Annotated in this window: 17 protein-coding genes; 11 read left to right on the forward strand and 6 right to left on the reverse strand. The window is 65.5% G+C overall.

Going from position 1 to position 22,688, the window contains the following annotated elements:
• Window positions 1-7 precede the first annotated feature (7 nt).
• The 5 genes from ACL58G_RS05465 (at window position 8) to tatC (ending at window position 2,455) form a co-directional block, all read left to right on the forward strand.
• The gene (locus tag ACL58G_RS05465; RefSeq protein WP_371763189.1) at window positions 8-349 is read left to right on the forward strand and encodes a phosphoribosyl-ATP diphosphatase; all 342 of its coding nucleotides are present in this window, start codon (window positions 8-10) and stop codon (window positions 347-349) included.
• A 50-nt stretch (window positions 350-399) separates the two neighbouring features.
• On the forward strand, window positions 400-774 hold the full coding sequence (locus tag ACL58G_RS05470) for a histidine triad nucleotide-binding protein (RefSeq protein ID WP_413381114.1): 375 nt from the start codon (window positions 400-402) through the stop codon (window positions 772-774).
• Between the two features lie 97 nt (window positions 775-871).
• Window positions 872-1,114: a Sec-independent protein translocase subunit TatA gene (gene tatA, locus ACL58G_RS05475; RefSeq protein WP_056126149.1), complete on the forward strand. Its 243-nt coding sequence runs from the start codon at window positions 872-874 to the stop codon at window positions 1,112-1,114.
• Window positions 1,115-1,156: 42 nt separating this feature from the next.
• A complete protein-coding gene (gene tatB / locus ACL58G_RS05480) occupies window positions 1,157-1,663 on the forward strand; it encodes a Sec-independent protein translocase protein TatB (RefSeq protein WP_056126151.1) in 507 nt (168 codons plus the stop codon).
• Window positions 1,664-1,699: 36 nt separating this feature from the next.
• Entirely contained in the window at window positions 1,700-2,455 is a 756-nt protein-coding gene (gene tatC, locus ACL58G_RS05485; RefSeq protein WP_371763190.1) for a twin-arginine translocase subunit TatC, read from the forward strand.
• 32 nt (window positions 2,456-2,487) lie between these two features.
• On the opposite strand, the gene ACL58G_RS05490 is transcribed toward tatC, so the two are convergent.
• A complete protein-coding gene (locus tag ACL58G_RS05490) occupies window positions 2,488-2,643 on the reverse strand; it encodes a hypothetical protein (protein ID WP_440965608.1) in 156 nt (51 codons plus the stop codon).
• 39 nt (window positions 2,644-2,682) lie between these two features.
• On the opposite strand from ACL58G_RS05490, the gene ACL58G_RS05495 reads away from it, so the two are divergent.
• Window positions 2,683-3,054, forward strand: coding sequence for a hypothetical protein (locus ACL58G_RS05495; protein WP_440965609.1), 372 nt, complete (start codon window positions 2,683-2,685; stop codon window positions 3,052-3,054).
• Window positions 3,055-3,058: 4 nt separating this feature from the next.
• Here the strand turns inward: ACL58G_RS05495 and ACL58G_RS05500 are convergent, their stop codons facing one another.
• From ACL58G_RS05500 to ACL58G_RS05515, 4 genes are all read right to left on the reverse strand, one after another.
• Entirely contained in the window at window positions 3,059-5,113 is a 2,055-nt protein-coding gene (locus ACL58G_RS05500) for a gluconolaconase (RefSeq protein WP_440965611.1), read from the reverse strand.
• Window positions 5,114-5,116: 3 nt separating this feature from the next.
• A complete protein-coding gene (locus ACL58G_RS05505) occupies window positions 5,117-6,973 on the reverse strand; it encodes a DUF885 domain-containing protein (protein ID WP_440965613.1) in 1,857 nt (618 codons plus the stop codon).
• A gap of 144 nt (window positions 6,974-7,117) precedes the next feature.
• A complete protein-coding gene (locus ACL58G_RS05510; protein ID WP_440965615.1) occupies window positions 7,118-11,290 on the reverse strand; it encodes an SNF2-related protein in 4,173 nt (1,390 codons plus the stop codon).
• Window positions 11,287-13,230 (reverse strand): dipeptidyl-peptidase 5, encoded by a 1,944-nt coding sequence (locus tag ACL58G_RS05515; RefSeq protein WP_440965617.1) that lies wholly within the window; start codon window positions 13,228-13,230, stop codon window positions 11,287-11,289. Before ACL58G_RS05515 ends, ACL58G_RS05510 begins: the two co-directional genes overlap by 4 nt.
• Before the next feature lie 143 nt (window positions 13,231-13,373).
• Here ACL58G_RS05515 and hemE point away from each other — a divergent pair, with 143 nt between their 5' ends.
• The 4 genes from hemE (at window position 13,374) to ACL58G_RS05535 (ending at window position 19,833) form a co-directional block, all read left to right on the forward strand.
• On the forward strand, window positions 13,374-14,453 hold the full coding sequence (gene hemE, locus ACL58G_RS05520; RefSeq protein WP_440965619.1) for a uroporphyrinogen decarboxylase: 1,080 nt from the start codon (window positions 13,374-13,376) through the stop codon (window positions 14,451-14,453).
• 677 nt (window positions 14,454-15,130) lie between these two features.
• Window positions 15,131-17,137 (forward strand): primosomal protein N', encoded by a 2,007-nt coding sequence (locus tag ACL58G_RS05525; RefSeq protein ID WP_413381132.1) that lies wholly within the window; start codon window positions 15,131-15,133, stop codon window positions 17,135-17,137.
• 312 nt (window positions 17,138-17,449) lie between these two features.
• Complete coding sequence (locus ACL58G_RS05530) at window positions 17,450-18,187, forward strand: PEP-CTERM sorting domain-containing protein (RefSeq protein ID WP_413381134.1); 738 nt, start codon at window positions 17,450-17,452, stop codon at window positions 18,185-18,187.
• 209 nt (window positions 18,188-18,396) lie between these two features.
• Entirely contained in the window at window positions 18,397-19,833 is a 1,437-nt protein-coding gene (locus ACL58G_RS05535) for a dihydrolipoyl dehydrogenase (protein ID WP_413381136.1), read from the forward strand.
• A 126-nt stretch (window positions 19,834-19,959) separates the two neighbouring features.
• Here ACL58G_RS05535 and ACL58G_RS05540 read toward each other — a convergent pair whose 3' ends face one another.
• Window positions 19,960-20,445, reverse strand: a complete 486-nt coding sequence (locus ACL58G_RS05540) for an SRPBCC family protein (RefSeq protein WP_413381138.1) — start codon at window positions 20,443-20,445, stop codon at window positions 19,960-19,962.
• 180 nt (window positions 20,446-20,625) lie between these two features.
• Here ACL58G_RS05540 and ACL58G_RS05545 point away from each other — a divergent pair, with 180 nt between their 5' ends.
• The gene (locus ACL58G_RS05545) at window positions 20,626-22,686 is read left to right on the forward strand and encodes a UvrD-helicase domain-containing protein (RefSeq protein ID WP_413336819.1); all 2,061 of its coding nucleotides are present in this window, start codon (window positions 20,626-20,628) and stop codon (window positions 22,684-22,686) included.
• Window positions 22,687-22,688: the final 2 nt, after the last annotated feature.

Below are 22,688 nucleotides of genomic sequence, written 5' to 3' on the forward strand. Positions count from 1 at the left end.
CGCACACATGAGCACGCAACTGGAACGCCTCGCGGCCGTCATCGAATCCCGCAAGCCGGCCAACGGCGGCGACCCGACGGCCTCGTACGTCGCGAAACTGTTCGCCAAGGGCGACGACGCCATCCTGAAAAAGATCGGCGAGGAAGCCGTCGAGACCGTGATGGCCGCGAAGGACGTGCGCGCCGGCGCGGATGCGTCGAAGCTGCTGTACGAGACGGCCGACCTGTGGTTCCATTCGATCGTCCTGCTGGCGCAGTTCGGCCTCACGCCGCAGCAGGTGCTGGACGAACTGGCGCGGCGCGAAGGCATTTCCGGTATCGAGGAAAAGGCGTCGCGCCCGAAAGACTGAGCCCGGCTGTCACGCCGGCGTCATCCCGTATCGATAGAATGTGAGAGAACATGGATAACTGTATCTTCTGCAAGATCGTCGCCAAGCAGATCCCGGCCAGCGTGGTGTACGAGGACGACGAGCTGCTCGCGTTCAAGGACATCAACCCGGCCGCGCCCGTCCACCTGCTGGTGATCCCGAAGCAGCACGTGGCCAGCCTGTCCGACTGCACCGACGCGCACGCGCCCGTGCTGGGCAAGATGCTGGCGCTGGCGCCGAAGCTGGCGCTTGACCACGGCATCGCGGTGAAAACCGGCCCGGACGGCGAGCGCAGCGGCGGCTACAAGACGCTGTTCAACGTCGGTCCGGACGGCGGGCAGGAGGTGTATCACCTGCACCTGCATGTCTATGGTGGTCCGCGTCCGTGGCGTGGCCTGGGAACGTAATTCCCTAAAGGAAAGAGGGCATTCCGGCCCTAAACCGCTTATACTGGCGTAGCTTTAGCTTACGCTGATCGGGTTGTCGCCCGGCAAGGAGAAAACAATGGGTTCGATGAGTCTCTGGCACTGGTTGATCGTGCTGGTCGTGGTGGTGGTGGTGTTCGGTACGGGCAAGCTGCGCAATGCGGGCTCGGACCTGGGCAAGGCCGTCAAGGGTTTCAAGGATGGCATGAAGGGCGATGAAGACGGCAAGACGCCCGCCAGCCAGACGGCGCAACAGACCGCGCAGCAGGTGGCCGACAAGTCGACTATCGACGTCGACGCGCGCGAAAAAACGCGTCACTAAGCGCGCCGCTAAGCCCGCCATTAATCCCATGCCTGACCCCGCATGATCGATCTCGGTCTTACCAAACTCGCCATCATCGGCGCGGTGGCGCTGGTTGTGATTGGCCCCGAGAAACTGCCTAAGGTGGCGCGCATGGCCGGCACCCTGTACGGCCGCGCCCAGCGCTACCTGCACGACGTGAAGTCGGAGGTCTCGCGCGAGATCGAAATGGAAGAATTGCGCAATCTGCACAAGGATATCCAGGACAGCGCGCAAAGCTTCAAGTCCGAGGTCGAGACGTTCAAGTCCGAGGTCGAGAACACCGTCTCGACCCACATGGACGAGGTCGAGTCTGCCTGGCGCGGCGACACGGCCGTAATGCCGACGACGGCCTCGACGGACGACATCGAGCGCAAGGCGCGCGACTTCCGCCGCAAGAAGCTGGCGAAGACGTCGAGCATGCCGGCCTGGTACAAGAACCGCCAGGGCACGCGCCAGCATGTGCTGTCCGGCGCCGCACGCGTGCGCAAGTTCCGTCCCGGCGCCACTTCCAACACCAAATTTTTCTGATGACGGCCGCCGTTGGGCGCCGCCTCCTAGCGCCAGATGACTGAAGAAACCGCGGGCGAAGAAACCTTCATCTCCCACCTGGTCGAGCTGCGCGACCGCCTGATCAAGGCGACGTACGGCATCGTCCTCGCCTGTATCGTGCTGATGCTGTGGCCGGGCCCGGCACAGATCTACGATTTCCTCGCCGCCCCGATGCTGGCCGCGCTGCCGGCCGGCTCCAAGATGATCGCCACCGGCGTCGTCTCGCCGTTCCTCGTGCCGATGAAGGTCACGTTGCTGATCGCCTTCATCCTCGCGCTGCCGTGGGTCTTTTATCAGGTGTGGGCGTTCGTCGCACCGGGGCTGTACGCACACGAAAAGCGGCTCGTGCTGCCGCTCGTGATTTCGTCGTCGTTCCTGTTCATCGCGGGCGTCGCGTTCTGCTACTTCTTCGTGTTCGGCCGCGTGTTCCACTTCATCGGCAACTTCTCGCCGACGTCCATCGCCGTGATGCCCGACATCGAGAACTACCTCGACTTCGTGATGTCCATGTGCCTTGCGTTCGGCGCCACGTTCGAGGTGCCGGTGGTCGTCGTGATCCTCGTCCGGATGGGCATCGTCAGCGTCGAGAAGCTGCGTTCGATCCGCCCGTACGCCATCGTCGGCGCGTTCGTCATCGCCGCCATCGTCACGCCGCCGGACGCCGTCAGCCAGCTGGCGCTGGCCATTCCGATGTGCCTCCTGTTCGAACTCGGGCTACTGATGGCGCCGATCTTCGTCAAGGCGACGCAGGCGCCGCAGGAACAGTCCTGATCGCCGCTATTTTTTCGCGCTATTTTTTCGCGCTATTTTTTCGATTTGGCGGCCACTTCTTTTTTCAACACCAGCTCGACCGTCAGCTTCGCACTGGCCGGATAACTCGTGCTGGAGATCTTCTTGAAAAAATAGGCGGGGTCGTCCGGATGGCCGTCGTCGCTTTCGGTCAGCCGGTACCAGCGCACCGGTGCATGCCCTGCTGTTGCGACAAGAATATCGAATCGATGCGCAAGACACTGCTGGCCATCGCCGGGGCGATCGTGGCGTCATGGCTCGCGTTGTTCGTGAACGCTGTTACGCTGCCGGTCGTCTTCCTGCATTACTCCGCCCAGGCCGTCGCGCCCGTGACCTATTTCTTCAACGAAGACAACGACATCGTCAAGGATCACCTGGCGCCCGGAGCAAGCATCGAGTTCCGTACCGCCCGCCGTCTCCATGCCGACTACTTCATCGACGTGAGCCTGCCACTCGCCAGCCGCGACGGCGTGGAAATCAAACGGCCGTTCAGCCGCGTCGATGTCTATATCGGGCCCGATACGAAGATCGAGCGCACCGTGGTGAAAACCGACTTCCTGGCACGCGTCGCTTTTGAATGAGTGCTTATTCCACCGTGATCGGCAGATCCCGCCCCTCCAGCGCCACCTGTCCCGCGAAATCCGCCGCGTAGATCCGTAACACGTAATCGCCCGGCGCGAGTCCATCCACTTTCCACGTACCGGGCAGCGCGACGCCATCCTGCAGCGTATTGTTGACGGCATAGGCGAACACGGTGGCCTTGCTGCCGTAGACCGTGATGCCGCTGTTCTCCGCGTACAGCAGTTTTACAGCCTCACGCTCGCGCGGCAGGCGGTCGTAGACCTGCGTGATGCGCGGCGTCTCGAATCCGGCGACGGGGCTGCCGTCCGCATGGAGCAGTTGGTAGCCCAGCTTGTACAGGCCGAGGCGGCGGCGCGCCAGGTTGCCGTCCATCTGGTCGTAGGCGGCGGCGACGATGGACACCGCGCCGAGCGTGCGCGCCACGTGCAGCCGCTTGCCCTTCCTGCCCGGCAGGCGCTGGCCGTTCGCATCGTACAGCGCGATGCTCTGGATGCGGGGCGGCACCGTGTCACGCAGGCCGGCGAAGGGCAGGGCCAGCGCGTTGACCGCGCGGCCGCCGGGGTAGTACTCCATGTGCACGTGCGCCATCGGATTGATGGTGCCGAGCGCGTCGCCGACGGCGAACCGCGTGCCGCGCCGTACGCGCACGCGTTCCGGCTTGCCGTTCGCGCCGCGCAGCACCTGGAAGCGCGGATCGAGCGCATTGCCCCTGGCGTCGCGGCCCACGCGCATGTGGATGTACGACAGCGGCCCGATGCTCATGCCTTCGCCCAGATCGTCGAACGCCCAGTTGGGATACGGATCGCTGACCGTCGCCGGCAGGACCGCCAGCACGCGTGCGCCGACGTCGGCGCGGATGTCCAGGCCCGCATGGAAGTGGTCGCGGTTCTCGCCGTCGTAGCTGCCGCGCACCTCGCCCAGCACGCCGACGACTTCGTGCGGTTCCGTTTGCGGGCCCACGGGCCAGGGCATCGATGCCGCCGCGGGCAGCACTTGCGGCCGCGCCTGCGGGGGCGGCGTGCCCGGTTGGGGCGGGGCCAGCACGAACAGCTGCTGCGCCTGGCCGTCGGCCACCACCAGTGCGCCGTCGCGTTTCACGGCGATGCCGCGCGGCGCATACAGGCGCACGTTGCCGTCGCTGGCATAGCTCACGCCCGCGGGACGGTCGGCGTCGGGCAGGGCGTGGTACTGCCCGCTCGGATCGAACTGGAGGATGCGTCCACCCGCGCCGCTCGCATACAGGTAGCCGTCATGCGTCAGCGCCAGCGCGACGGGGCGCCACAGCAGCGGGCGCCGCTCGTACTCGGGGGCGCGGGCGAACGTCGTCACGGCGCCGGTCTTGTCGATGCGCCGGATCGCGTTGTTGCCCGTGTCGGCGACGAACAGCACGCCGTGCTTGTCGACGGCGAGGGCGCTGGGCGTATCGAATGCGGCTGCGGTGCCCGTGCCGTCGAGGTGGCCGGGCGTGCCGCTGCCGGCCACCGTCGTCACCGCGCCGTCCTTGCCGATGCGGCCGATGCGGTCGTTGTAGGTGTCGGCCACATACACGTTGCCGTCGCGGTCGACGGCCACGCCGACCGGCCCGTCGAAGCCGGCGGCGCCGCCCGCCAGCGTGCTCACGCTGCCGTCGGGCGCCACCTTGCGGACCGCGTTGTTGTGCGTGTCGGCGACGTACAGGTTGCCGAGGCGGTCGATCGCCAGCGCCGACGGCGTGTCGAATGCCGCGGCGGCGCCGGCACCGTCCGCGAAGCCCGCGTGCCCACCGGCGAAGAGGGTCACCTGTCCGTCGGGCGCGATGCGGCGGATGCAGCTGCAGTCGCCACCGTCCGCGACGAACACGTTGCCGTGGCCATCGACGACGGTGCCGAACGGATCGCCGAAGCGGTCCGGCAGCGGCGTCACGCGTGCGGACCATGCGGGCCTCGTCGGCGCGTCGGCGGGACGCCAGAACGCGCGTCCCGGCGTCGCGTCCTGGCGCGCGTTGAAGACGTACAGGGCCGCGCCGCCGGCCAGCACGGCGACGCCCGCGAGCGCCGCGACGATCGTGATGCGCTTCACGCGTTACTGCATCAGCTGGCCGATGATCTTCACCGGCGCATTCCCGTAACCGAGGAACTGGTCGTGGAATTGCTTGAGGTCGAAGCGCTCGCCCAGCTGTTCCTTGCGGCGCTCACGGAGTTCCATGATGTCGCTGTAGCCGCTGAAATAACTGGAGAGCTGCACGGACGACAGCTGCGCGCGTTTCCACTTCTCGGCCGCTTCCTGCGGGGTCTGGAACGCCTGGCGCACGAGCAGGTCGATCGCCTGTTCGCGTGTCATGCCCAGCACGTGCACGCTGTAGTCGAGGATCGTGTTGGAGACGCTGCGCAGGTTCCACTTGCACCACATCAGCCACAGCTCCGGCGCGTTGTCGCCATAGCCCGATTCCAGCATCATGCGCTCGCCGTACACGGCCCAGCCTTCGACCATGGCGCCGTTGCCGAACAACGCCTTCACCAGCGACGGCGAACGGTTCGCGTTCATCAGCTGCGTGTAGTGGCCGGGGATCGCCTCGTGGATGTTCAGGATTTGCAGCATCCAGTTGTTGTACTCGCGCAGGCTGCTTTCGGCCTGCTCGGGCGTGAGGCCGTCCAGCGGCGTCACGTTGTAATAGGTTTTATCCTTCGGACGGTACGGCCCCGGCGCATCGATGCTGGCGCCGGCCACGCCGCGCTGGTACAGCGGCGTCTCGCGCACGACGAGCGGCTTGCTCGGGTCGATCGTCACGAGATTGTTCTTGATGACGTACTCCTGCAGTTGCGGGATCTGGCGGCGGATCTCGGGCAGGAAGTTGGCGGCCGTCGTGTGCTGCAGCGAGAGCTTGTCGATCACCATGCCGATTTTTTGATAACGGTCCGCGGGCTTCGCGGCGGCGCCCATCGTCTTGTCCCACAACTGGTCGGCGAGGCCGTCCATGCGCGTGAGGAGTTCGTCGCGCGCGGCCAGCGCCTTGCGATACGTCTGCTCGCCCGTGCTGGCGGACTGGATCTCGAACGCGAATTTTTGCTCGTACAGATCCTTGCCGATGCGGAACGAGCGCGCGTTCTGCATCTGCACCTGCGACTTGTCGAGGTCCGTCAGGAAGTCGACCCACGCCACCACCGCCGTGCCGGCGTTCGCGATGCGCTGCGCGAAGATCGCCTTCTCCTGCGGCGTCAGGATCGATTCCTGCGCGGCCTTGCCGAGGTCCGCCAGCACGACGAGCGTGCCCGGCGCCTGCTGGATCGCGAGCTGCGTGTGTTCGTGCGTCGGGTTGACGATGGACGCTTGCGCGGCCTGGTAGTACGCCGGCACCTCGGCCAGGCGTTTCAGGATCGTGCGCAGGCGCTGGGCCTTCGCGGCGTATTCCGTGGTCAGGATCAGGTCGAACGCCTGCGCCACGTTGTACTCGGCCGGGTTCCATTCGAACTCGCGGAACGTGGTCAGCTGCCAGCGCTCGTAGTTCAGCTTGTTGAGGAGGACGGCGAGGTCGGTGCGCTGGTTCGGCGACAGTTTGTCGGCGTTCAGCTTGCCGAACTTGTCGAGCCACTCGTCGATGAACGCGAGCTTTTTCGCGCGCGTGGCGGCGTCGGGAATCGTCAGCTTCGCCGCGGCGTCGAACTTGCCGACGTAGATGCCGTCTTCCGGATCGATGCGCCACAGCGCGGTCACGAATTGCATGGACAGCGAGTCCATGTAGCGGTCGTTGCGGTTCTGTGGCGTGGCGGCGGCGACGTGCGCGGCGGCCTTCCGTACCGGCTTGGCGGCGGCTTTGGCCTTCGGCTTGCTCTTGGCTTTGGCCGTGCTGGCCGCCTTGTGATGCGTCTTGGGACGCGCACTCGCCGGCGCCAGTGCGACGCTGGTCAGCAGGACGGCCAGTGCGATTTTCGATTTCATCATGTTCTATCTGCCTGGTTCATGGATGGGCCAGATGGGGGGCGCCAGATTAGCATCATTTGGCCCATTTGCGGGCATCTGAAACAATACGTCACGCGCGCGTCGTGACGTGATCCGCCGCCAACGCACCCGCAACGGCATGCATCCTCACCCGGTTTGCCACTCTCCGACGGATGGCGGACGCGGGTCCGACGACCCTGCGAGCCCCGCCTGCAGCATGGCCAGCATGTCCGCCGGCGACAGGCGCGCGGCGACGTCGGTCCCTTCCAGCAGGCTGTCGGCCAGGTCGCGCTTGTGGCGGTGCAGGTCGACGATGCCTTCCTCGATCGTGTGGCGCGCGACCAGCCGGTAGATCGTGACGGGCCGCTGCTGGCCCATGCGGTGCGCGCGGTCGCTGGCCTGGTCTTCCACGGCCGGATTCCACCACGGGTCCATGTGGATGACGTAATCGGCCGCCGTCAGGTTGATGCCGACGCCGCCCGCCTTCAGCGAGATCAGGAACAGGTCGCCGTCTCCGGCCTGGAACGCATCCACGCGGCGCTTCCGTTCCTGCATGGGCGTCGACCCGTCGAGGTACTGGTAGCGGATGCCGCGTTCGTCGAGATGCTTGCGGATCAAGGTGAGGTGGTCGACGAACTGGCTGAACACGAGCGCCTTGTGGCGGTTCTCCAGCAGTTCATCCGCGAGGCGCGCGAACGTCTCCAGCTTGCTGCTGCGGATGCCGCTTTCCGGCGCGACGAGCGCGGGATTGCAGCACGCGCGGCGCAGCTTCATCATCTCGGCCAGGATCTGGATCTGTTTCTGCGATTGCGGTGCCTCCAGCGCGGCGATGCGTTCGAGCGCTTCGCGCCGCAGCGATTCGTACAGCGCCGTCTCTTCTTCCGACAGCTGCACCGGCAGATCGACCTCCGTGCGCGGCGGCAGTTCGGACAGCACCTGCGCCTTCGTGCGGCGCAGGATGAACGGCTGCGTGAGGCGGCGCAGGCGCGTGCGCGCCGCCAGTTCCGCGCGCTTGTCCGATGCCTTTTCGATCGGGCCGGAGAAGCGCAGCTGGAACTGGTCGCTTGTCCCGAGCAGGCCCGGATTGATGAAGCGGAACAGGTTCCACAACTCGCCCAGGTGATTCTCCAGCGGCGTGCCGGTGGCGACCATTTTGAAATCGCCCGTGAGCGCCATCACGGCGGCCGAGCGGCGCGTGTACGCGTTCTTGATGGCTTGCGCCTCATCGAGCACGATCGTGCGCCAGCGGATGCCGTCGAACAGCGCGGACTCCAGCTGCAGCAGGCCGTAGCTCGCGACGATCACGTCGAACGGTCCCGCGTCCTTCAGCATTGCGGCGCGGTCGCCGGGCCCGAACAGCTTCATGTTCAGCGTGGGCGCGAAGCGCTCCGCTTCCGCCAGCCAGTTCGTCGCGACGGACGTCGGTGCCACGACGAGCGTCGGCCCGCCCGGCGCGCGCGACAGGATCAGCGCCAGCGCTTGTAACGTCTTGCCGAGGCCCATGTCGTCCGCGAGGCAGGCGCCGACGCCCCAGTGCGCAAGGCGCGACAGCCATTCGAAGCCTTCGACCTGGTAATCGCGCAGCTCCGCCTGCAAGGTGTTCGGCAACTGCGGCCGGTATTCGGCGTTCTCCTGCATGTGCTTCAGGTGCGCGCGCCACGCTTTATCCGCGTCGACGCCGCCCGCTTCCAGCGCCATCTCTTCCAGCGCGAAGCTGGCGAGCGGGTGGAAGCGCAGCGCCTCCTGGTCCGCATCGCTGTAGGCGGAGAGATCCATCAGGCGGCGGTGCAGCTCGTGCGTGAGCGCGAGAAACTGGTTGTCGCCGAGGGCAATGAAACGGTCTTCGCGCACGCGGGCGAGCAGCTCGCGCAGGTCCATCACCTTGTTCTCGTCGACCTGCACTTCGCCGTTCGCGGCGAACCAGTCCTTGTCGCGCCGGATCTGGAGGCGCACGGACTTCGACGTGATTTTCTTCGACACGCGGAACGATTCGCCCTCGGGCCACGCGACGACGACCTTCGCTGCATCCAGTTCCTGCAGCTGGACGACGAGTTCCAGGCAGTGGATCGGCGCCGCGAGCAGCCATTCGCCATGCTCGTCTTCCGCGTGCTCCAGCGCCGGCAGGTCGGCCAGGAGCTGGCGCTCGGCCTCGCGTTCGGCATTCAGGTCGCGGCGCGCTTCCGTGCGCACGCCGCCCACGTCGGCGATCACGCTTTCCGCGCCGTCGCCCGGGCGGAAGTAGGGGCCCGCATCAGGCAGCGGCCGCACCATCACGTGGATGCGCAGGCCCTGCTGGTAAGGCAGCAGGTTGATGTGCAGGCGCGGATCGGCCGTCACTTGCTCGATGTCCGCCGCGCTGCCGCCGATATCCGACTGCACGGTGACGATGGACGAGATGGCGCTGATCGCCTGCAGCACGCGCTTCTCCGCTTCCAGCGGCACTTCGAGCCCGTCGCCGACGATGGCGCCGATGCGCCGGTGCTCGTCTTTTACCCGCACGATGCGCAATCTCGTCGGCGTCTCCTTCGTGACGACGACCTCGCCCTGCTGCTCGCGCAAGGGCGGCACCAGCGTGATCATGACCTTGCCGCCGCCGGCGCGCACGACCAGTTGCGGCTCGCCCGGCAGCAGTTCGATGCGCGTGCCCGGCGCATCCATCCAGAACAGCAGCGGGTGGCCGGCCAGCGCGGCCACGGCCTTGTCCAGGTCGAATTCGTAGCGCGTGCCCGTGCCGCTGTAGTAGCGGTAGGCGCCGATGCTGCTCGCGACCTGCACGTCCTGCGCGGTCAGGAAGTCCAGCTCCGCCGCCTCTTCCGCGAGACGCTTGAGGCCCAGCGGACGGCCGCGCGTCCAGCCGCCCTGCACGTCGCGCTTCTGTTCTCTCGGTTCGATGGCGCGGATGCCGAGGTGCGCGTCCCAGCTCACGAGCCACGCGAGACGCGATTCCTTCACCACCTCCACGTTCACGGCGGGCTGCAGGTTGATGAGGGCGTTCAGCTGGCGTTCCCACGGCTGCTCGCGCTCGAACCACAGCGCGAGGTCGACGAAGCGGTGCCGCTGGCGCAGCGCGATCGCCTGCTTGTCGATGCCGACCATGCCCAGCTGCCCCAGCACGGACGCGATCTGCGCCGCGATGAAGTCGAAGCCCGCTTTCCCCGCTTCTTCGAACTGCCGTTCCAGCATGGCGCGCTGGTCCGCCAGCTGCGGCATGCCGAGCCACCAGTGCAGCAGGGCGCGGAACATCACGGGCTGCAGGCTCGTCTCCCAGTTGCGCGACGGGAGCACCTCCGCATCGACCGTGCCGCCGCGGATCTGGCGCAGCATCGACAACTGCTGGTACACGGCCGTATCGTGGCTTTGCACGGCGCGCGTGGCGCTGTCCAGATACGACTCCACGGCCTTCGCATGCCTGGTGTCGGCGCTCCTCAGCAGCGCCGTCACGTACAGATGGCCGCCGATGCCCTCGAAGATGGCCTTGCGTTTGCCCGTCTCGCGCCGCAGCGCTTTCAACGCCTTGTCGAAGCCGGCCAGCGCGGGTTCCGTGTCGCCGCGCAGCAGTTGCAGCACGCTGCGGTAGTACAGCGTGGCAGATTCGTCGAGGTCGACGAGCAGGTCGGCCGCCGCGTCGAGGCGCCCGCACAGGATCAGGTGTTCCGCCAGCGCCGTGCGCAGCGCCATCGATGCGCCGCCCTGTGCCACATGGTCTTCCGCATACGCGCGGATCGCGGGCGCGCTGGCCGGCTCGCGCTGCACGTGGTTGACGAGGACCGCGAGCACGTCGTCGCGTACAAGCCCGTTGATGCGCTCCATCAGGTCCGGTTCGAACGGCCGCGCGCAGATGTCGACGAGCGGATGCAGGTACGCCGCTTCGTGGCAGCGCAGGCACGCGGCCAGCAGCGGCGCGACGGCTTTCGGGCCATCGCCGGCGAGCAGGGCGAAACGCAGCAGCGCGACGCCCTGGCGGTAGCTGCGCAGCATGGGCGTGCCCTGCCAGTCCACGCGCAGCGGCGTCACCTGCTGGTAGACCTCGCGCAGCTCGTTGAGCCGGCGCGTGCGCAGCGCCCACTGGATGGCGGGCCAGGCGACATCGGCGGCAATCGTGTAGCCGCGCGACGGCAACTCGCCGACCAGGCCATCGGCGCGCAGGCGCTCCATCGGCTCGGCCAGTTTTTGCTCGCCCGCGCTGGCCTCCAGCGGCGCCAGGTGTTCGTGGATGCGTCGCCGTCCCATCGGCTCGCCGGCCAGCGCCAGCAGCGCGAGGATCAGCTTGCGTTGCTCGTCGCAGGCTTCCACGACCGCGTGTAACACCTCATCGCTCATGCAGGGAGATTCTCGATCTCGACGGCCGGCAGGCTTTCGGGGACCGGGATGCCGAACACGCGCAGATAAAAATACAGCTCCGCTTCCAGCGTGCGCACGATGCTGTCCGCCTTGCGGAAGCCGTGGCCCTCGCCGGCCAGCGTGATGTATGCGACCGGCACGCCGCGCGCGCGCAGCGCGGACACCATCACTTCGGATTGCGGCGGCGGCACGACCTTGTCGTCGAGACCCTGGAAGAAGATCATCGGCCGGTGCAGTTTATCGGTGTGGTTGATCGGCGAGCGCTCGGCGTAGACGCGGTCGGCGCTTTCCTTCGGCGCGATCAGGTATTCGTTGTAGTGCGATTCGAACTTGTGCGAATCCGCGTCCAGGCCTTTTAAATCGGACACGCCGTAGTAGCTGGCGCCGGCCTTGAACACGTCGTGGAAGGCGAGGGCGCACAGGGTCGTCAGGCCGCCCGCGCTGCCACCGCGGATCACGAGGCGCTCGCGGTCGACGAGATCGTTGTCGACGAGGTGCTGGGCGCCCGCGACGCAATCCTCGACGTCGACCACGCCCCATTGACCCTTCAGCAGGTCGCGGTAGGCGCGGCCGAAGCCCGTGCTGCCGCCATAGTTCACGTCCAGCACGGCGATGCCGCGGCTCGTCCAGAACTGCGTCGCCAGCTTCAGCGTGCTGGCCGCCATGCTCGTGGGGCCGCCGTGGCCGATCACCATCAGCGGCGGCAGCTCGCCCGGCTGCGGCGCGAAATCCCTGTTCGTGGGCGGGTAGAAGAACGCGTACGCCGTTCTCCCATTCATACTCGGATAGCGGATGCTTTGCGGGACCGACAGATAGCTCACGTCGGGCAGCTGCTCGATCGAGCGCGCCAGCACGTCGCGCTGCCCGGTCGCGAGATCGATGCACGCGATTTCCGCCGCCAGCGTGGGCGCGCCGCCCAGCAGCGCGACCGTGTCGCCTTCGATCTTCAGTTCGCTGATCTGTTCGTAAGGCGTGGCGATGGGTGTGAGGTGGCCACTGCGCGCATCGAGGCGTGCCAGCTTGCTCACGCCATCCTCGATGAACGTGCAGACGATTTCCGTGGCCGAGCGGAAGCCGTACATGCTGTTCCCGAAGACCCAGTGCGGGCCGCCGAATTCCGCCGCGCGCGGGCACACGGGAAGCACGACGCCGTGCTCGTAGCGGTACAGGTTCCACCAGCCGCTGCGGTCGGACACGAAGTGGAGTGTCCCGTCCGGCGACCATTCCGGCTGCACGATCGCTTCGTCTGCCCCGCCGGCGATCAGGCGGCCGTCCAGCAGCGTGCCGTCGTCGCCGATCTCGGCCAGCCACAGTTCGGTGCCTTGCCACGGCATGCGCGGATGGTCCCAGCTCAGCCACGCGAGGTGTTTGCCGTCGGGGGAGATGCGCGGCGACGAATAAAAATCGTTGCCGTCGACGAGGACGGTGACCGTGCCGTCCGCGCCGAGCGCGCCAAGCGTGTTGTCCGGGTACGTGCCGCCGGCAGAGTGATCTTCGCGCACGCCGATCAGGCGCCGGTGCGCGCGGTCCAGCACGAAGTCGGCCCAGCGCTCGCCGCCGCCCGCGCTGACGGGGACGGGTTCGCCGCTGCCGGCGCGGTCGAGGCGGTAGACGCGGTTGTCGGCGAAGTTCGAGAACCAGATGTGGCTGTCCGCGACGAGCGTGGCGCCGCCGCCGTACTCGTGCACGCGGGTGCGGACGTTGAACGGGGCCGGGGTCAGTTCGTCGACCTGGCCGCCGCGGCGGCGCAGCAGCGTGTTGCGGCCGCCTTCGCTGGCGCGGCCGGCCAGCCAGAACACGTCGCCGCCGTCGAGCAGCACCTGCGACAGCGGCGTGGCGCCGGCCGCGACGACGGCGGCGGTGATCGGGGAGGTCCAGGTGCCGCAGGGCGCGGCCTGTTTGCGGGTGGTGTCGGTCATGGTCGGTTCTGGAGACGGGCAGCGGGAAGACAGCCATTATAAGTGTCTGCCGCGCGGGTGTATGTCCACGTGGATGCGGTACGGGGGGCCAGTGATGCGATAATAGAGGTTTGCCCACTCAACCCGCGAACGGATTGTCAGCCATGCCACAATTTGCCCCGCTCCAGAACGACACCTTCCTGCGTGCGCTGCTGCGCCAGCCGACGGACTACACGCCGGTGTGGCTGATGCGCCAGGCGGGGCGCTACCTGCCGGAATACCGCGCCACGCGCGCGAAGGCCGGTTCGTTCCTGGGCCTGGCCAAGAATCCGGACTTCGCGACCGAAGTCACGCTGCAGCCGATCGACCGCTATCCGCTGGACGCGTCGATCCTGTTCTCCGACATCCTGACCGTGCCGGACGCAATGGGCCTGGGCCTGTATTTCGAGGATGGCGAAGGCCCGAAATTCGAGCGCACCGTGCGCACGGAAAGCGATGTCGCCGCCCTGCGCGTGCCCGACATGGCCTCGTTGCAGTACGTGTTCGATGCCGTGACGTCGATCCGCACGGCGCTGAACGGCCGCGTGCCGCTGATCGGCTTTTCCGGCAGCCCGTGGACCCTTGCCTGCTATATGGTGGAAGGCGGCGGCTCGCGCGAATTCCACACGATCAAGAAGATGCTGTATTCGCGTCCGGACCTGATGCACCGCATCCTGGAGATCAACGCGGAAGCCGTCGCGCAATACCTGAACGCCCAGATCGACGCGGGCGCGCAGGCCGTCATGATCTTCGACTCGTGGGGCGGCGCGCTGGCCGACGGCGCTTATCAACAGTTCTCGCTCGCGTACATGGAGAAGGTCGTCGCGAAGCTGCAGCGTGAAAAGGATGGCGTGCGCATCCCGGCCATCGTGTTCACGAAGGGCGGCGGCCTGTGGCTGGACGCCATGGCCGATATCGGCGCCGACGCGCTGGGCCTGGACTGGACCGTCAACCTGGGCCGCGCCCGCGCGCAGGTGGGCGACCGCGTCGCCCTGCAGGGCAATCTCGATCCGGCCATCCTGTTCGCCGGCCCGGACCAGATCCGCACCGAAGTGGAAAAGGCGTTGGCCAGCTACGGTACGCCGTCCGCAGGCCACGGCCACGTGTTCAACCTGGGCCACGGCATCTCGCAATTCACCCCGCCGGAATCCGTGACGGCGATGGTCGACGCGGTTCACGACTTCAGCCGCCGCCAGCGCGCCTGATGTATCTTCAGGCACCTCGAAAAACCGTCGCGAGCGGCAGCAATGGTGTTCGAGACGCGCAGCTGTACGAAAGTACAGCCGGTCCGCCGTCGCGGAGCATCGCAGGACGCCAGTGCAACGCGCAGCAGGTTTTGCGACGTGCCTGCAGCACGGTGAGCAGGCAATCACACTTATTCACAAAAAATCGGATTCGATCAGCGTGGACTGTAGAAATGTACAGTGCCCGTCCCAATATGGTAAGTGATTGATTTTATTGGATTTAATGCTGGGCCAAGGGCGGCCTGGCGAGGTGCTCGCAGAGGAGTGACCAGTTATCCACCGAAGCTGTCAGCCTATTGTTCACAAAGTTATGCACAGGTTCTGTGAATAATCCGGAAAAGTGCTTGGTTTACCGTGGTTTACGAGTTTTCTTCAAGTGTTGTATCAAGAATTTGCTGCACTGCGCTCAAGTTTTTCACCGGAAAGGCACAGTTATGCACAGAAGCGCGCAAGCGATGGGATATTTCACCTGCTCAAAGTAGAAAATCGTAAGTCATTGAATTTATAGAGAAAATTTCGGACTTTATGTAGAGAATTTCCTAACGTTTTGATCTAGCGTAAACCTTCTCCACGGTCAACTTTTCCATTTTCCACAAAGTTTTCCACAGTTTTCCACAGCTTCTCGACAAGGTACCGGATTGTCCCACTGCATCCTGCAAATCGCGCTCGACACGCCGCTCGACAGCCTGTTCGACTACCGCTGGGCATGCGAACCCGGCAGCGAGCCGGAAGTCGGGCAACTGGCGCTCGTGAACTTCGGGCGGCGCGAGGCGGTCGGGCTGATCGTCGCGGTCAAGCACGAGACGGACGTCCCGGCCGACAAGCTGAAGGATGCGCTCGCCGTACGCAGCCAGTTGTCTCCGCTGCCGGAGCGGTGGATCGCGCTGGCGCGCTTCGCCGCCGCGTACTACCACCGGCCGCTGGGCGAGGTGGCGATGCCGGGCTTGCCGAAGAATCTGCGGCTGTCGACGACGGTGGCGCTGGACCGGGCGCTGAAAAAACTGAACAAGGTCGAAGACGCCCACGATCCCACGCCGGCCGATATGCCCGTCCTGAACGCGGCCCAGCAGCAGGCGGCGGATGCGATCGGCGGCGCGCAAGGATTCAGTCCGCTGCTGCTGTACGGGGTCACGGGCAGCGGCAAGACCGAGGTCTATCTGCAGGCGTGCGCCCAGGTACTCGCGCGCGATGAAGACGCGCAGATCCTGATCCTGGTCCCCGAGATCAACCTGACGCCGCAGCTGGAAGCGAACATCCGCGCGCGCTTCCCCGGCGTGATGCTGGCCACGCTGCACAGCAGTCTTTCGGAAGGCGAGCGCATGCTGCACTGGCTGGCCGCGCACACGGGCCGCGCGCGCATCGTGCTCGGGACGCGGCTGGCGATCCTCGCGTCGCTGCCGAATCTGAAGATGATCGTGATCGACGAGGAGCACGACCCGTCGTACAAGCAGCAGGAAGGCCTGCGCTATTCGGCGCGCGACCTGGCCGTGTGGCGCGCGCGCCAACTGGGCATCCCCATCGTGCTGGGCTCCGCGACGCCGTCGCTGGAAAGCTGGCACCACGCGCAGACGGGCCGCTACCGCAGGCTCGAACTGCGCGAGCGCGCCGTGCGCGACGCCGTACTCCCGCGCGTGAAACTCATCGACATGGAGCGCGACAAGCCGAAGGAGGGCCTCACGTCGGCGCTGATGCAGGCGCTGCGCCTGCGCATGGAACGGGGAGAACAGTCGCTACTGTTCCTGAACCGGCGCGGCTATGCGCCCGTGCTGTGCTGCGAGGCGTGCGGCTGGATCAGCAACTGCACGCGCTGCACCGCGTTCATGGTCTTGCACCGGCCGGAGCGGCGGCTCCGCTGCCACCACTGCTCGCTCGAACTGCGCATTCCGCACGCGTGCCCGACCTGCGGCAACATCGATTTGCAGCCGCTGGGCCGCGGCACGCAGCGCATCGAGGAAGGCCTGCAGGCGCTGTTCCCGGACGCGCGCATCCTGCGCATCGACGCCGATTCCACGCGCCGCAAGGGCAGCGCGCAGGAGGCGTTCGACACGGTGCACCGGGGCGACGTCGACATCCTGATCGGCACGCAAATGGTCGCGAAGGGCCACGATTTCAAAAGGCTGACGCTCGTCGGCGTGCTGAATCCCGACACGGCGCTGTTCTCGCAGGACTACCGCGCCAGCGAGCGGCTGTTCGCGCAGCTGATGCAGGTCGCGGGCCGCGCCGGTCGCGCCGGACTGGAATCCGAGGTGCTGATCCAGTCGCGCTACTGCCAGCATCCGCTGTACGGCGCCGTGATGCGGCACGACTATGACCGCTTTGCCGGCAGCCTGCTGGAAGAGCGTCACCAGGCGGCGCTGCCGCCCTACATGTACCAGGCGCTGCTGCGTGCCGAGGCGCCCGAGCTGGCGACGGCGATCGAATTCCTCGGGGCGGCGCGCGACGCGGTGCCGTCGGACACGGTCGTCATCAACGAGCCGATCCCGATGACGATGACCCGCGTGCACAACGTCGATCGCGCGCAGCTGCTCGTCGAATCGAATTCGCGGCCGGCGCTGCAGGCGTTTTTGACCGAGTGGGTCGACGTGCTGCGGGCGATGAAGTCGCGGGTGCGGTGGTCGCTGGAAGTCGATCCTCTTGATATTTGAGGCATGTGCCGGTTTCCCTGGAAAAGAAAAGACGACGGCGTGGCTCTATTACCAGGGCACGCTCTGAGCGCAAAATGAAATGCCTTGTAATTGGATTTTACAATTACCCCGTCACTATCTGTCGAGAGTATTTACACTAAATCAGGAAGCGCCAAATCCAAATCAGCAAGCACTTGATTTCATTGAAAATTTAAAATTGGCATGGTAATTGCTGAATCTCAATTCGCAGTAAAGGGAGTCTTGATTACCAACCGAATGGAGAATGATATGTCTAGTGCACTGTATCGAGTCAAAAGAATGCTCGGATCATTCATGGTGATGCTGGCGACCCTGTTCGCGGCTCAGTATGCCTCAGCAGGTGCTGTTTTCCTGATCGGGAGCGATGCGATCGGCTTTCACGGCGACGCGAGTTTCGTCAATCCTGTCATCAACCAGCTTGCGGCCTCGGACCCTTCGAAGCCGGTTCTATTTTTGAACAACGTGGGGCGCACGTCGGTAAATTACACCGCAGGTACTGCCCTGATCGACTTCCAATCGTACGGGTTCCTGACAACGGCAAACCTTGCCAATTACAGCGGTGTGTACGTCGATTCACCGTATAACTGCTGCAGCGATGCCGGCCCGTTCATGACCCCTGCAGATAGCACGAAACTCGCTGCTTTTGTCGCGGCCGGTGGCAGCCTCGGCGTGGGTGACTATCAAGGTGATTCGTTCTGGGATGCCACTTTGGGCTTTTCCGGCAGCCCCGGCGTAACTGTTCCCGGCCCCACCTGCGTCGACCCCGGCGTTTCCACCGCATCCGGCCTCGCCTTCGGATTTGCGCCGTCGTATTCTGAAGGGTGCTTCGTGCATCAGGAATATGATCCCGCATTCTGGTCTGCCCATGGTTATTTTGCGCTGCAGGTGACGGACAGTGGCAGCTGGGTCACGATGGCGGCGGGCTTCGTGGAGCCGGGCACCGTGCCCGAACCGGCAACGCTTGGCCTGCTGAGTGCTGGTTTGATCGGCCTGGGCTGCGCGCGCCGTCGTAAATCCGCTTGCGTCTTGTAATATTCAAAGCGGTGAAAATCGCATAAAAGCCTGAAATCCATCGAAGACGATCTTTCCCCCCAGCATCCGTGATTCGGGGGGAAAGAGCCCGAATAGTAATCTGCAGCTTTTCCTTTGTTCCTCCCTGCATGCCCCGGCCTCGCGCTGTCGAGCCATCAGCGGAAACTCCGAAAATGGCGTATCGTCATGGGCGAACCAAAGGAGTGGAGATGCAAAAAATAATGGTCGACGTGGCCGTAATCGGCGCCGGCACGGCGGGGCTGGTCGCCTACCGCGCCGCGAAGGCGCAGGGGGCGCGGACGGTGCTGATCGAACGCGGCGTGTACGGCACCACGTGCGCGCGCGTGGGCTGCATGCCCAGCAAACTCCTGATCGCGGCCGCCGAGGCTGCCCACATGCTGCACCTGGCCCCCCAGTTCGGCGTCCATCCCGGGACGACCCGCATCGACGGCGTCGCCGTGATGGAGCGCGTGCGGCGCGAACGCGACCGCTTCGTCGGCTTCGTGGTCGACGGCGTCGACGCGATGCCGGATGAAGACAAGGTGCGTGGCCATACCCGCTTCGTCGATCCGCACACGCTGCAGGTCGACGACCACACGGAGATCGACGCCCGCCGCATCGTCATCGCCACCGGGTCCAGCCCCACGCGCCTGCCGACGCTGGAAAATGTGGGCCCCGGCGTGATCACGAGCGACGACGTGTTTTACTGGAACGACCTGCCGCGGTCCGTGGCCGTGATCGGCACGGGCGTCATCGGCCTGGAAATCGGCCAGGCCCTCGCGCGGCTGGGCGTGCGCACGCGCGTGTATGCGCGCGGCGGCAGCGTGGCGCAGTTGTCCGATCCGGTCGTGCTCAAGACGGCGTCGCGCGTGCTGTGCGAAGAACTCGACATCCATTTCCAGTCGCGCATCCTGAAAGCGGAACAGGACGGCGACGACGTCGTGCTGACGACGGGCCGCCACGACGAGGCGATCACGGAACGCTTTCAATACGTGCTGCAGGCGGCAGGCCGCACGCCGAACGTGCACGACCTGGGCCTGGAAAACGCCGGCATCGCGCTCGACGCCAGCGGCGTGCCGGTCTTCGACCCGCGCACCATGCAGTGCGGGAACAGCCACATCTTCATCGCGGGCGACGCCAACCAGGAGCGCCCCGTGCTGCCGGAAGCGGCCGACCACGGCAAGATCGCGGGCGACAATGCCGGCCGCTTCCCGGACATCCGCCCCGGCCTGCGCCGCGCGCCGCTGACGGCCGCGTTCACGGAACCGAACATCGTCACCTTGGGCGCCAGCTACAAGGCGCTGTGCGCGCCGGGCAAATCGAAGTTCGCGGTGGGGCAGGTGTCGTTCGAGAACCAGGGCCGCAGCCGCGTCATGTTGCAGAACAAGGGCATGCTGCGCGTGTACGGCGAATACCGCACGGGACGCTTCCTCGGCGCCGAGATGATCGCGCCGCGCGGCGAACACATCGGCCACCTGCTCGCCTGGGCCGTGCAGTCGCGCCTGACGGTGGACCAGATGCTGGAGATGCCGTTCTACCACCCCGTGATCGAGGAGGGCGTGCGCACGGCGTTGCGGGATCTCGCCGCCAATCTCGCGAAGGGAGAAAGCGATATCGATCCCGACGAGGTGGAACCCGGTACGTAGGGTGGGCGGCCTCCGCCCACGCGGATGCGGACATTACGCGTGGCACGTTTCATTTGAGGCCCCCGGCCTCAAATGCCCACCCTGCGAACGCATTTACGCGATCGGGCGCGTGCGGTGCCGTTTCATTCAATTCAAGAGCGAAGCGTCCAGCTTCCCTTCTGACGCCAGCTGCCGCACGATCTTGATCGTATCGATGTCGGCTTCCTGATACGCCGACTTCTTGAAATCCTCGTACATGCGGCCCGTCTCGTCGGTCGCCGACGCATTGCCGTCGTCGTACAGGAAACGCACCCACAGCACACCTTCGGACGGCGCCTCGATGGTCATGGTCAGCAGCGACTGGGCAATATCTCCCTGCGCCGGCACTTCGTAGCGCACTTCGTGCAGCGGGTGCAGGACCACTTTGTCGTCGATGACGAGGTCGCCGTAGCGCAGGCGGCGCATGAAGCTGCCGCTTTCGCGCTCGCTGATCGTGCATTCGTCCAGGTGCGGCACGAACATCTTCGGATCTTCGGCGCGCAGCACGAGGCCGCGCCACAGTTGTTCGCGTGTCATGGTGTCCGCCAGCGGATTCAGCGGGTCGTTAATCTCGATCAGGTGTTCAAATTTCATGTCGTATCCCTCGTTGGCTACTGCCCGGTCATGTTAGCGCATGCGTGGCGGGACTGATGCAAAAGACACATGTGGAGGCGGCTTGCGGTTTACTCAAGCGGCGTCGCCGATTCGACACGAACGTTACGCATGAGGTCCCAGCTTCGCTACAATGCTGGGCTGTTCTCTCCAATATTTCCAATGTCCAACACCCCGAACTTCGGCCTGAACGGTCCGCAAAGCGAAGCCGTGCTCTATCTCGACGGTCCGTGCCTGGTGCTGGCGGGCGCCGGGTCGGGCAAGACGCGCGTCATTACGCAAAAGATCGCCTACATGATCGAGCACCGCGGCTACGACCCGCGCACGATCGCGGCGCTCACCTTCACGAACAAGGCCGCGCTCGAGATGCAGGAGCGTATCGCCAAGCTGCTCAAGCAACCCAAGCAGGCCAAGCAGCTGACGGTGTCCACGTTCCACTCGCTGGGCGTGAAAATCCTGCGCCAGGAAGCGGCCGGCGTTGGTTTGAAGGACAAGTTTTCCATCATGGACAGCGACGACTGCTACACCATCGTCTCCGACCTGGCCGTGACCACCGACAAGCAGGAAATCCGCCGCATCCAGAACGCCATCTCGCTGTGGAAGAACGGCCTCGTCGACCCCGAGGACGCGATCCGGGACGCACGCGACGAGGACGAGGCCCAGGCCGGCCGCATCTACCGCAGCTATGTCGCGACCCTGCAGGCCTACCAGGCCGTCGACTTCGACGACCTCATTCGCCTGCCGGTGGAATTGTTTCGCAATAACGAGCCGATCCGCGACCGCTGGCAGCGCCGCCTGCGCTACCTGCTGATGGACGAGTACCAGGACACCAACACCTGCCAATACGAACTGGTCAAACTGATGGTGACGGGCCTGGGCAAGAAGCCCATGTTCACGGCCGTGGGCGACGACGACCAGGCGATCTATGCGTGGCGCGGCGCGTCGGTGGAAAACCTGCGCACGCTGCAGACGGACTTCCCCGACCTGAAAGTGATCAAGCTGGAGCAGAACTACCGCTCCACGACGCGCATCCTGCAGGCGGCCAACGCCGTCATCGGCAACAACCCGAAACTGTTCGAAAAGTCGCTGTGGTCCGAGCACGGCTTGGGCGAGCCCATCAAGGTTCTCGGCATGCCGAACGACGAGACGGAAGCGGACCAGATCGCGATCATGATCTCGGCCGACCATTTCCAGCGCAAGAATAAATGGTCCGACTTCGCGATCCTGTACCGCGGCAACCACCAGGCCCGCGTGATCGAGCAGGCGCTGCGCAAGGAGCGCATCCCGTACACGATCTCGGGCGGCCAGAGCTTCTTCGACAAGGCCGAGATCAAGGACATCATCGCCTACCTGCGCCTGATCGCGAACCAGGACGACGACCCGGCCTTCATCCGCGCCATCACCACGCCCAAGCGCGGGGTCGGCATGACCACGCTGGAAAAGCTGGGCGAATTCTCGCGCCAGTGGAATTGCTCGCTGTTCGAGGCGGCGCGCAAGGGCGGCATCGAAGCGCTGCTGCAGGAGCGCCAGCTGTACCCGCTGCGCGAGTTCTGCCACTGGATCGACGAACTGGAATCGCGCGCCACGCGGCCCGGCCCGTCGGGCAGCGGAGACAATGCCGCCGAGCTCATCGACGACATGATGAAGGAGATGAATTACGAGCACTACCTGTACGAAAACTTCGACGACAGGGCCGCGCAGGGTAAATGGCAGAACGTGCTCGAGTTCCTGAACTGGCTGAAGGAGAGGGGCCGCGGCGGACGCGACCGCGACGGTGAAGAGAAAAACCTGCTGGAACTGACGCAGATGGTGGCGCTGATGTCCATGCTCGAGGGCCAGGACGAGGAGCCGGACGCCGTCCGCATGTCGACCCTGCACGCCTCCAAGGGCCTCGAGTATCCGCACGTCTACCTCGTCGGTTGCGAGGAGGGCATCCTGCCGCACAAGGGCGATCCGGACGACCCCGTCGAAAAGATCGCTGCCCGCATCCAGGAAGAACGGCGCCTGATGTACGTGGGCATCACGCGCGCCCAGCGCAGCCTGCACGTCACGTGGTGCAAGAAGCGCAAGCGGGCAGGCGAGCTCGTGCATTGCGAGCCGTCGCGCTTCATCAAGGAAATGGCACTCGACGTGGGCGATGCGCCGCCGAAGGAAAACGAAGTGCTCACGCCCAAGGAACGTCTTGCCAGCCTGAAGGCGTTGCTGGCCACGCCGAAAGTGTGACG

Origin of the sequence: Massilia sp. GER05 (genome assembly GCF_052056005.1) — a bacterium.
GTDB lineage: Bacteria > Pseudomonadota > Gammaproteobacteria > Burkholderiales > Burkholderiaceae_D > Telluria > Telluria orientalis.